Origin of the sequence: Bradyrhizobium sp. NAS96.2, from assembly GCF_001908235.1 — a bacterium.
Classification (GTDB): Bacteria; Pseudomonadota; Alphaproteobacteria; order Rhizobiales; family Xanthobacteraceae; genus Bradyrhizobium.
The window spans coordinates 1-10,855 of sequence record NZ_LGHK01000151.1 but is presented as its reverse complement, the minus strand read 5'-3'; the positions used below and the strand labels follow the sequence as shown (position 1 = coordinate 10,855).

General features: G+C 65.3%; 9 protein-coding genes and 1 pseudogene. 6 read left to right on the top strand and 4 right to left on the bottom strand.

Annotated elements, in window-relative coordinates; all coding sequences use genetic code 11:
• Both AC628_RS28770 and AC628_RS28765 read right to left on the bottom strand, forming a co-directional pair.
• Positions 1–2,070 (bottom strand): glycosyltransferase family 2 protein (locus AC628_RS28770; protein WP_074130147.1); only part of this gene is annotated, 2,070 nt, incomplete at its 3' end.
• Positions 2,071–2,095: 25 nt separating this feature from the next.
• Positions 2,096–3,025 carry a hypothetical protein gene (locus tag AC628_RS28765; RefSeq protein WP_074130146.1) on the bottom strand — a complete coding sequence of 310 codons (930 nt, stop codon included), beginning with the start codon at positions 3,023–3,025 and terminating at the stop codon, positions 2,096–2,098.
• A gap of 197 nt (positions 3,026–3,222) precedes the next feature.
• Here AC628_RS28765 and AC628_RS28760 point away from each other — a divergent pair, with 197 nt between their 5' ends.
• The 5 genes from AC628_RS28760 (at position 3,223) to galE (ending at position 7,538) form a co-directional block, all read left to right on the top strand.
• Entirely contained in the window at positions 3,223–4,458 is a 1,236-nt protein-coding gene (locus AC628_RS28760) for a glycosyltransferase family 4 protein (RefSeq protein ID WP_074130145.1), read from the top strand.
• 15 nt (positions 4,459–4,473) lie between these two features.
• Positions 4,474–5,136, top strand: coding sequence for a nucleotide-binding protein (locus AC628_RS28755; protein ID WP_074130144.1), 663 nt, complete (start codon positions 4,474–4,476; stop codon positions 5,134–5,136).
• A gap of 219 nt (positions 5,137–5,355) precedes the next feature.
• Positions 5,356–5,985: a transglutaminase-like cysteine peptidase gene (locus AC628_RS28750; RefSeq protein ID WP_074130143.1), complete on the top strand. Its 630-nt coding sequence runs from the start codon at positions 5,356–5,358 to the stop codon at positions 5,983–5,985.
• Positions 5,986–6,146: 161 nt separating this feature from the next.
• Positions 6,147–6,404, top strand: a complete 258-nt coding sequence (locus AC628_RS28745; RefSeq protein ID WP_074130142.1) for a hypothetical protein — start codon at positions 6,147–6,149, stop codon at positions 6,402–6,404.
• A gap of 138 nt (positions 6,405–6,542) precedes the next feature.
• The gene (gene galE / locus AC628_RS28740) at positions 6,543–7,538 is read left to right on the top strand and encodes a UDP-glucose 4-epimerase GalE (protein WP_074130141.1); all 996 of its coding nucleotides are present in this window, start codon (positions 6,543–6,545) and stop codon (positions 7,536–7,538) included.
• Between the two features lie 10 nt (positions 7,539–7,548).
• Here galE and AC628_RS28735 read toward each other — a convergent pair whose 3' ends face one another.
• Together AC628_RS28735 and AC628_RS28730 are read right to left on the bottom strand one after the other, a co-directional pair.
• Complete coding sequence (locus AC628_RS28735; protein WP_074130140.1) at positions 7,549–8,532, bottom strand: UbiA family prenyltransferase; 984 nt, start codon at positions 8,530–8,532, stop codon at positions 7,549–7,551.
• A 39-nt stretch (positions 8,533–8,571) separates the two neighbouring features.
• A complete protein-coding gene (locus AC628_RS28730; RefSeq protein WP_074130139.1) occupies positions 8,572–10,155 on the bottom strand; it encodes a glycosyltransferase family protein in 1,584 nt (527 codons plus the stop codon).
• Between the two features lie 126 nt (positions 10,156–10,281).
• Between AC628_RS28730 and AC628_RS28725 the strand changes: the two are divergent.
• Positions 10,282–10,855, top strand: a pseudogene (locus AC628_RS28725) (hypothetical protein); the annotation flags it as partial.

Here is a 10,855-nt window from a genome sequence, read left to right as displayed (position 1 = left end):
GCCGCTCGCGGCGTGCGGCGGCACCGGCTGTGCCGGCGGGGCGCTCAGCCTGGTCACCTGCAGGCCGAGCACCGCTTCGGAGAACTCGGCCCCGTTTTCGCCGATCACCATCACGCGCCGGGCCCGTTCGACGAGACCTGTCCAGTCCGGGTGCACGCCAGATCCAGTCGCGGTGCGCACTGCAAACGCAGTGTCGGTGACCAGGAGGTCGTAGGCGAAATGTTGCGTGAGCTGTGCGAGGCAGGCGCCGGGGATACGGTTTGGCTCTGCGATCTCGAGCGAGCCGATTCGAAGATCGGCGAGACACTTCAGCAAGGTCTCGCGGCCCTCGGGCGTCGCAACGTCGAGCGCGATCGACTGCGGAGCTTCGCCATCCGGATCGAAGATCGCGGCCATCCGGCGTTCTCCCTCGGCGCGAACATGAACGACCAGACCGCGCTTGTCGTCCGCCGCCAGTTGCCTGCATCGCCCGACCGCGATCTCGCGGCCGATCGAGGAGCCGCAGAGGATGACGTGCGGGCCGGCGGCGCGCGGTTCGTTGCAGAGCAGCTTGAGCTCGAGCGCCGCGCGGCATTCGCGCAGCGGATCGGCAACCAGGAACGCCGCGCACTCCGTCGCATAGCGCTGGTATCGATGCTCGAGGACGCGAAGGTTGCGCAACACCAGGGAACGCTTCTCGCCGAGAAACGAGCGCGAACCCTCGTGTCCGACAAAGACCGACGGGATGCACACGTTGCGGAAACCGGCCTCGGCGGCGCGCAGACAGAAATCGACGTCTTCGAGATAGCCGCGATAGAAATCGTCGGAGAGCTCGTGCACGGCGTCGAGGCATTCGCGGGTGATGTAGAGGCAGAACCCGATGCCGTTGGGGATGTCGATGGCCATCCCCGAATTCGCCATGCCGGCCAATTCGTCGAGCAATTCCAGTTCATCGGGCGAGGGCAGGGGATTGGAGCGGTTCGGGACCGGAAAGCTGGTATATTCGCCGTTGTTCGAGAGCGGGGTCGCCGTACCCACGCGCGGCGTCGATCGCACGGCGCTTCGCAAGCGTTGCAGCGCATATTTCGGCACGATCGTGTCCGAGTTCAGCAGCACGACGTCGCCCGCCCCCGTCTCGCCGAGGGCCCGGTTGATCGCGCCGACAAAGCCGAGGTTATGCGCGTTGGTCAGCAGCCGGATGCGCAACTCTGCAGCCAGTTCGCCGAGCAGATGCTTGATGGCGGGGTCGGGCGAGGCATCATCGACGACGACGATGGTCGAGCCGGGCGTGCAGGCGACGGCCGTCAATGCGCTCTCGATACAGGCACGCGTTGCGGCCAGATCCCGGTAGACCGGGATGATGATGGTGAGCGGCGGCGTTTCGCCGTTGCGCGCGCGAGGCGGCCGCAACGGCGTATTGCTGCGATCTGGAGCACGGTTGGCCGGGAGTTGAATGCTTGCGATGACGTGGTCTGCCTGTGCGATCTCGAGGCGCTGCGAGGTCGCGGACGCCGGCCGCATCAGACGGAAGCTCGCAGCGCGTCGCCCGTTGAGCGCAAATCTGTGACGGGGGTCGGCGGGAAGCTGGATGGTGCTGGATTGATCGGCTTGCGCCAGTGAAAGGTATGGATCGTCCGACCCCCGCCACGTCACCCATCCCTTCACCTCCTCATCGAGGAAGTCGACGCGGGCGCAGCTGTGCTGGCCGTTCTGCTCGAGCAGCAGGAGCGCGCTCCTGACTGAATCCGGATCGTCATCGCGCCGCGCGATGCTTCGTGCGGCTTCGAGCTGCGGAAGGCCGTCGCCCCACGCCATCATTCGCCGCGCGGCGACAAGATCGTCCGGTTCGAGCTCCAGCGCCCGGGCTACGCTCGCGACAGCCGCATCCCTGAGATCGAGGCGAAACAGCGCTTCCGCGCGCAGCAGATGGGCGCGGGCGCCGGGATGCGGCAAGATCCGGCAGCGGCGGTCGGCGAGCGCGAATGCGCGCCGGAAATCACGTGCCTCGAGCGCCGCGACGGCGGCCCGCTCGAGATCGACGTGATGCAGCGTTTTGGACGTAAAGGCGATGCTGCGCGCGTCGGCGGTCAAATGTCGCCCTTGTCTGCGCGCATGGTCAGCCCGCCGTCTTGACGGCGCTCTGCCGGCTCCGGAACACGCGCACCCGTCCCTCGAGGCGCGGCGCCTCCTGGCGGGGCATCGGGGCGACGGGCTCAGCGCGCCTCGGCTGCCGGGGCGCCAGCGGCGCTGCCTGCACCCGGTGCTCTTCGACAGTGAGCTTGAGACCCACCAGCGGTTCCCGGCCTGAAGGGCCGGCCACCACGATCCGGTTCCCGGTCACGCGCAGGGCCGGAGCGCCCAGGAAGATGGTCTCGGCTGCGATGGTGTAGCGATCCGCGCCGGGGCCCGAGGCTTCCAGCGAGAACCCCGTGATGGCCAGCGCGCGTCCCCGGGTTCCGGCAAAGGTTCCCAGCGGAACGAACTGGTTGTCGCCCCGCTGCGGCCTCGCGAACTTGACGGCATATTGCAGGTTGAGATCGTACGGCTTGTTCGGCCAATCGAGGGAAATTCCCTCGATCCGGGCCGGAGCGGCCGGTCCGGCAATCCAGGTATTCGGGCCGACCGTGACGTCGCCCAGACCCGCGACATGCGCCAGCAGCTTGAGATCGCTCAACTCGCCACGGTCCAGGCCAGGATCGGGCTCGTCCGTATCGAATGGCTGGCTGGCGGGCTGCGCGGCCGGCTGTCCCTGGGTCAGCGGTTCGATCTTGATATTGGCGGCGGTCGACCCGCCGGCGCGCCCTGCCGTGACCTCGACGATCAGGCGGCTTGGCCGGGCGACCGACACGACCAGCGCGGTCTCGGGCGCGAACAGGGTTCCATTGGCCCCGTCGGGTCCGGTAATAATGTTACAATTGTTAGTGCTGGCGCGATCCGCATATACCCGCACCACCGGAGGTGATGTCTTGTCTTCCGCGCCATTGTAGCGAACAAGGAAAAGCCCTCGTGCCAGGTCAATGGTCTTCTGCTGAATCTGTTCGTTCATGGTCGCCTGCGAGCCTAACGGATGGGTCGATATGTTTCTCACACAGTGTGCCCCAAAAATCTGTGTGATAGAAGGGGGCTTAATGTTAACCCGGTGAGATAGTTTCGCACGTGCAAATCGAAGACACCCTGCCGGTCATGGTATCGACCCTGACCCCAATCGAAGACCGCGCGGCCGGGGGGCGCGCTCGCCCGCCAATGAACGTCCTCTTCGTCCACAACAACTTTCCAGCCCAGTATCGCCACATTGCGCGTGCGCTCGCGGAGCAGCCCGGAAACAAGGTCGTCGCGGTCGGCTCATCGACCGCGAGCACGTCGCCGGATATCCGGCTGCTCAAATATTCGACGACCAAGTCGGACTCCGCGATGGTCCATCCCTTTGCGCGCCGCTTCGACGTCGAAGCACGGCGTGCCGAAGAGGTGCTGTATGCGCTGTCGTCGCTGTCGGGACAGGGCTTCGTTCCCGACCTGATCTTCGCGCATCCCGGTTGGGGCGAGACGCTGCCGTTGCGCACGATGTTTCCGAAAGCGCGCATCATCCTGTATTGCGAATTCTACTACGGTGCCGAGGGCAGGGACGTCGGCTTCGATCCCGAATTTCCCATGACGGGCCTCGATGGTAATGTCGCACTCCACTTGAAGAATGCGACCACGCTGCTGGCGCTCACCGAATGCGACACCGGCGTTTCGCCGACGCCGTGGCAGAGGTCGACCTTTCCCCGCGAGTTTCAGGGCAAGATCGAGGTCATCCACGAAGGCGTCGACACCGACGAGGTGAAGCCCAACCCCATCGCAGGGTTTCGGCTTCCGAACGGCGCGACACTCTCCGCGGACGACGAAGTGATCACCTACGTCTCGCGCAACCTCGAGCCGGTGCGCGGATTCCATATCTTCATGCGAGCGCTGCCGAGAATCATGGCTGCGCGGCCGAATGCGCAGGTGGTGATCGTCGGCGGCAGCGGGACGTCGTACGGCGCGAATCCGCCGGAGGGTTCGAGCTGGAAGTCGATGTTCCTGGGCGAAGTCAGGTCGGACATCGATCTTCGCCGCGTGCATTTCCTGGGCCGGATTCCCCGGGAACCGTATCTCGAGCTGCTGCAGATTTCCTCGGTGCACGTCTACCTGACCTATCCCTTCGTGCTGTCATGGTCGCTGCTGGAGGCGATGAGCGCGGGATGTGCGGTGGTGGCGTCCGACACAGCGCCGCTGCGCGACATCATCTCGGACGGCAATGGTCTGCTGACGCCGTTTTTTGATATTGATGCGCTGTCGGATCAGGTAGTCTCGGTGCTGTCACGGCCCAAAGCCTTCAAGAAGATGCGGATGAAGGCGCGGAGCTTCGTGAGGGACAATTACGACGCAAGGCGGGTCTGTCTGCCCCGGATGCTGACGCTCGTTGATGAAGGTGTCCTCCCGCGCACGCACGGGGGATAACGCCAGGAGCTAGCGATGCCGCTTGTCATCTCGGTTGCCCAGCGCAAGGGCGGGGTCGGAAAGACGACTCTTGCGGTCCTACTGGCTGCAGAACTGGACCGGCGCACGGGCGTGGTGGGACTGGTCGACGCCGACTCCCAGGCGTCGGCCTGCCATTGGGCCGAGCCCGGCAATCTGACGTTTCCCGTCTACCAGCTTGATCCGGAAACCCGCCCGGTGGCCGAATGGGCCAAGCTGATGCGCCAGATTCCGCATCAGATCATCGTCGTGGACTCCGCGCCCAACGACCGGGTGCTGGGCGCCGTGCTCGCGATCGCCAACATCGTGCTGATGCCATGTACGCCGTCAGGCCTCGACATCGAGGCCACCGCGCGGACGATCGACATCGTGCGCGAGGTGCGCGCAGCACGGCGAACGGCGCTCCGCGCCATGATCGTACCGAACCGGGTCGACCAGCGCACGCTCGAAGGCCAGCAGCTGATCGAGGAGCTGGATACGCTCGACGAAGAGATCGGGCCGATGATCGGAAGCCGCTCGGCCTATGTTCGCGCCGTCGCGCTGGGACAATCGGTGGCCGATTTCGCCGGCGGCACGCCCGCGGATCTCGAGATCAAGATGCTCGCCGATCTCGTCATGAGCTGGTGCGGGATCGCGCCGAGGCAACGCGTGACGGTTTAACAGAGCGCGCCGGCGCTCGGAAGCGCGATAAGCCGTGGTCCGTTGGACCTTCACGCGCGTTATCATTCGGCAGCTGCAAGGCTTGCCGGCGCGGGAACCCGGCTTGGTTAATGGACTGCTCGGGCGCTTCTGAGCATTTGAGACAAATGCTGCCGCGCGCCTGAGCCTTAACTCAAGACATTTCCCGTAGATGCTTCCCGTCACTTTGGGGAGTGAAGAATGTACAGCGTCAAGAGAGTGATGGCCTTGCTTCTGGCCATCGTCGCGCTCGGGACAAGCGCGCAGCACACCCAGGCCGGAATGATCGGATTCCCGCTGCCGCTCGGCGGCGTGGTCGAGAAGATCCGCTTCAGCGAGCCGACGCTGGCGCCGATGGCCTACACCATGTTCTGCATGCGCTATGCCGACGAATGCAAGCCGAAAGCCCGCGCCCGCATGGTGTTCCGCGGCGGCGCCACACGCCTGACCAAGCAGCGCATCGCCGACCTGATCGAGGTCAACGCCTCGGTCAACCGTCGCATCGTGCCGCAGCGCAACGAACGCGGCCTCGCCGGCGAGGAATGGCTGATCAATCCGGCGCGCGGCGATTGCAACGACTATGCCGTCAGCAAGCGCCATGAGCTCTTGGCGCGCGGCTGGCCGATGCGCAATCTGCTGCTGAGCGAGGTGGTGACCTCCTGGGGCGAGCATCATCTCGTGCTGGTGGTCCGCGTCGAGGGCGGCGACGTCGTGCTCGACAATCTGAACGCGCAAATCCGCACCTGGTCGCAGGCGCGTTATCGCTGGGTCAGGATGCAGACCCCGGCGAACCCCGATCACTGGGCCGCGGTCGCGCCGGCCGGCGCCTGAATTTCAAAAGTTAGCCCGATCGATTGAACGTGGCGCGGCGAGACATTTCGCCACGCCACGTTTCATGTGAGGAAGGCGGAAGATCGCGAAGGCCGCGACGGCGCGCGGAACGATCGGCGGCGTGACCGGTTGATCCCGATACAACCCATCGAGGCATCGACATGAAGCTGGCCAGCCTCGTCATAACGGCGGCGCTGGTCGTCGCCACGGCGGCCCCCGCGCTCGCACAGGGCACCGGGCAGACCACGCAGGGCGCACAGCGCTATTCGATCGATGGCCCGGGCGGCGGTGTCCCGACATCGCGGCCGCAGGCCACCCGGCCGGTCCCGCCGGCAACACCGGTTTACCCTTACGGCAGGCCGTCACGCCACGGGCCGCCGGTCGGGCATCAGACCAACGTTCCGCTCGGCTCGCGTTAACCGTCACTGCTGAAGCAAATCGGTTCGGTCTTAACGCTATTCGCATCGTCGTTTTGCCGCGCCCGACGGAATGTCGTACCCATCGACCATTGCATCTGTTGAGGCGCGGGATTGGCCCGCGCAGGAACGGCATCTTCAATGGCGAGCAGGGGTTCGATCCTCATCACGGGCGGCGCGGGATACATCGGGTCCCACTGCGCCAAGGCCGTTGCCGAGGCCGGCTTTGTTCCGGTCGTCTATGACAATCTGTCGACCGGTCACCGCAACTTCGTGCAATGGGGCCCGCTCGTCATCGGCGATGTCGCCGATCACGGCAAGATCGCCGCCACCATCCGCGAGCACAATGCGCTCGCCGTAATGCACTTCGCCGCGTTCAGCGCGGTCGGCGAATCCGTCGCGGATCCGCAGAAGTACTACGGCAATAACGTTGCCGGCACGCTCGGCCTGCTGCGCGGCATGCGGGAGGCGGGCTGCGACCGCCTGGTGTTTTCCTCGACCGGCGCCGTCTATGGCAACGCCGGGCGCGATCCGATTCCCGAGAGCGCCGCAGGGCCGACCGTCAATCCCTACGGCCGCTCCAAATTCATGATCGAGCAGATGCTGGCCGATTATCGCGCGGCCTATCAGTTCAAATCGGTCTGCCTGCGTTACTTCAATGCCTGCGGCGCCGATGCTTCGGGCACCATCGGCGAGCTGCGCGATCCCGAAACGCATTTGATTCCGCGCGCGCTGATGGCGCTGCTGGGGCACGTGCCGGACTTTGCGATTTTCGGCGAGGACTATGAGACACCAGACGGGACCGCGGTGCGCGACTACATCCATGTCGACGATCTCGCCGCCGCCCATATCGCGGCGCTCGAGCTGCTGTTGAAGGGCGACGCCGGCGGCGTGTTCAACCTCGGCACCGGCACCGGCTATTCGGTGCGCGAGGTGCTCGACGCAATCCGCGCCGAGACCGGCGAGGCGGTGCCGAGCGTGGTGCGCGAGCGGCGGGCCGGCGATCCGCCGATCCTGGTCGCCGATCCCGCCAAATCGGAGAGCGGCCTCGGCTTCAAGGCCAGCCGCTCGGATCTCGGCCACATCATTCGCTCGGCCTGGGCATGGCACCAGAAGGCGCATCCGCGCCGGCGTTAACTCATCGGCTTCAGTCCAGCGTGATGTAGTGCTGCTCGGCCAGTCTGGCGAGGAACGGCATGTCGACGAAGCTCGCCACCAGGAAGACGGCAACCAGCGCCAGCACGATCAGCATCAGGCCGCGCTCGCCATAGAGCTTCTCGGGCTTCTGCGCCGATGACCCCGGCGCTGTCGACATCGAGAAATAAGTGGTAAACAGCATCACCACCAGCGGCATCGCGAGGATGTACTCGATGCGGTACTTCACCAGGAACACCGAGAGGAAGAACACCGAGAACAGCGAGTAGCTGAGGCACGAGGCGGTCAGCGACACCTCGGTATAATCGGCAAAGCTCGCGCGATAGCGGGCCAGCAGCTCCCTGCCATGGGACGCAGCAATCTCGCGATATTCGGACAGCCGCTTGGCGGTCATCAGGAACGCGCCGCCGAACCAGTAGCACAGGATCACCGAACCCGGCGGCAGCGAGGTCGGGTCGATCATCGCCCAGCCGATCAACAGCCGCAGCGGATTGTTGACGGACTCCGAGATCACGTCGAAATAGGCCTTGTCCTTGCTGCGCAGCGGCGGGACGTTGTAGACGATGCCCTGCAGGGCGAAGATGCTGCTTGCCAGCAGCATCAGACGGCTGCTCGCTGCCGCGCAGACAAGGCCAATCGCAAGCAGCACCAGCCATTCCAGCCCGATGATCCTGCCGTCCATGGCGCTCTGCACCGCGGAGCGCTGCGACTTGGTCGGATGATGGCGGTCGAAATCGCGGTCGAACCATTCGTTGATGACGTAGTTCGCCGACGCGATGCAGACCGCGGCAACGAGGCCAAGGACGATGTCGGCGGCGAGGTGCTCGCTCCTCGCGCCGCGCAACAGCCAGGCGAGGATGATCCCGGGAACGATGAAGATGTGCTTGGTGCTGTGATCAAGCCGCAGGATGGCAAAGTACTGCCGGATGCCGGCGGCCGGCTTGCGAGCTTCGATCTTGCCGTCCATCAGCGCCATCGCGCGGTCCTTTCCTGGTGTCCTCGATCGCTCGCTCGCCTAGTTGAGGAGATAGACGTCGAAGCTCTCGTCGGTTTTGGCGGGATCGAAGCGGCGGATCAGCGTGGTCGCTGCGCGGAAATCGCTGATCTCTGCGGCCGAGGCGCGGAACGTCCGCCAGTTCTTGCCCTCGTCATAGATCCGGTCGGGCGTGATCTCGTCGAGCCGGTAGGCCAGCAGGATGAGGACGGGCGCACCAGAGGTCTCGCGGAGCTTGCGTGCCAGGCGCAGCGTCTCGCCGAGATCGCTGTCCATCCTGCCCTTGCGCGAGAAGATCACGACGCTGCCGAACTTGCGGTCGCGCGCGAGATAGAGCGGGTTCTTGACGTAATAGGGCAGGGCTTCGACCAGATATTCCGGCTCGCTGAGGATCACCGCGTTGGCGAGATCGGGGCGTGAGGCGATCAGGCGGCCGAGATCGGCGCTGCGGCTCGCGACGATACCCCTCGCAGCACTGCGCAGATCGTTGATGCCGGCGGCGCTCTGGATCGCGAGCACCAGCAGCACCGATACGCGCCCGATCGCGGGCAACAGTCGATCGTGCCATGCTCGAGAGGCGGATGTCGCGGTGATCCGGCCCCAGCCGATCCAGTAAAGCGTGATCAGGAAGCACAGCCAGACCGCGGCGTGACGGTAGGCACCGTTGGCGGCGACCGCGAAGAACAGCGACGTCAGCAGCAATGCGGCGATCGCAGCGAGAAAGGCCGGACGCCGCGGCAGCAGCCCGAGCGTCGCGCCGAATAGCAGCACCGATCCTGCGATCCCCGGCAGCAAATTGGCAAACAGCGCGCCCAGCGACGTCGCGCCGGGATTCACAAGGGAAAGCGTTGCAGCCGCCAGCGGCGAAGCATGCGACCAGTCGCGGGCCGCCGCATCATTATAGGTCGGCAGCATCGTCACCGCGCAGATCACGACGCCAATCGTCGCGATGATGGCGTTGATCGCAAAATTGGTCAGCTGTGGCGACCAGCGCCAGCCTGGTTGGTTCGCGAGTTGGGTCTCGAGCAGGTCGAGCAGCCAGAACAGCAGGAACGCGCCGACCATGATCGCGCCGACGACATTGGTGTTGGCGAGCAGGAACGATAGCGCGCCGAGCAGGAGGCCGCGGTCGCGATGCGCCGGATAGCAGGCCGCGATCGCAAACAGGAACAGGGCCGAGATGCCGTAGTTCCTGGCCATCACCACATATTCGAACAGCAGCGCATGGCTCGTGATCAGCAACAGGACCAACGGCCGCGGGAATGGCGAGCGGAAGATCAGCAGCGCGACCGTAAGGAGCCCGACCACGAAGGCGACGCCGGGCAGCACCTCGACCCGGCCGAACACCGCATGCGCGCCGCGCAACAGCAGATACCAAAGGGCAGGGTGGCCTTCGCCATGCAGGCCTCGCAGCATGGCGATCACATTGTCGCCGTTCAGCGCGATGGTGAGCGCGCGGACTTCGTCGCGCCACATCACGTGACGGGCGATCTGGAAGCCGGCCAGCGCGATCCATCCCGCGAGCAGCAGGAGGTCCGGCCAGGATCGGCGGTCCCGCTTCGGCGCGAAGAACCAGTCGTCCAGGATTTGCAAAGATCGGCGCAATGAACCCTGCTGCTGCTCGGATCGGTAACGTCAAACCGCGGCGTCGGCCGCGGGTTTCGTCATTTGTGTTAACATTAAAAGCCGCCTAGAATGTTGTAACATTAAGGGCGAACCAGACTAACATTTATGACGTCGACGCCGGCCCAGAGGACGGTCAGGGACACCAGTCCTGCTCACCCCGAGGTGGAGTTCGCGCTGGTGCTGGCGCGGACCATCGACTCCGTGCGTTCCGACCCGCAGCAGCTGCGCAGCGCGGTCTACGAGCTGGCGCGGCAGAAGCTGCAGCAGCTCGCGCATGACGACCCGAACGAAAAACAGCGTCTGATGCAGGCGCTGGAGGTGGCGATCGAGGGCGTCGAGGCGCACACCAGGGATGATCTGGTCGAGACGTTTTCGGTGCCGCCGGCGCGGGCGCTGCCGGAATTCCTGGCGGCGGCAGGCGCCGCGCGGCGGATCGAGGCGCCACGGCGGATTGATGCCAAGGAAGCATTCGTCACGACGATCGAGTCTGCCGCGCCGGCCAAGATGCCGCGCCGTCCGCGATGGTCGTCGTCAGCGCCCCTGCGCTACGTTGTCATGCTGGCTCTCTTTGGACTGATCGCGTCCGTTGTCCTGCTGCAGCAGCGCGGTGTGTCGCTGGCAGCGGCGCACGCGATCATTGCGGGCACGCTCGCACCGGCCCCGCCTCAAACGCAGAGGC

Excerpts from the sequence above, each read along its gene's own strand:
- AC628_RS28735 (WP_074130140.1), bottom strand. The coding sequence starts at position 8,532 with ATGGCGCTGATGGACGGCAAGATCGAAGCTCGCAAGCCGGCCGCCGGC.
- AC628_RS28765 (WP_074130146.1), bottom strand. The coding sequence starts at position 3,025 with ATGAACGAACAGATTCAGCAGAAGACCATTGACCTGGCACGAGGGCTT.
- AC628_RS28760 (WP_074130145.1), top strand. The coding sequence starts at position 3,223 with ATGAACGTCCTCTTCGTCCACAACAACTTTCCAGCCCAGTATCGCCAC.
- galE (WP_074130141.1), top strand. The coding sequence starts at position 6,543 with ATGGCGAGCAGGGGTTCGATCCTCATCACGGGCGGCGCGGGATACATC.
- AC628_RS28755 (WP_074130144.1), top strand. The coding sequence starts at position 4,474 with ATGCCGCTTGTCATCTCGGTTGCCCAGCGCAAGGGCGGGGTCGGAAAG.
- AC628_RS28750 (WP_074130143.1), top strand. The coding sequence starts at position 5,356 with ATGTACAGCGTCAAGAGAGTGATGGCCTTGCTTCTGGCCATCGTCGCG.
- AC628_RS28745 (WP_074130142.1), top strand. The coding sequence starts at position 6,147 with ATGAAGCTGGCCAGCCTCGTCATAACGGCGGCGCTGGTCGTCGCCACG.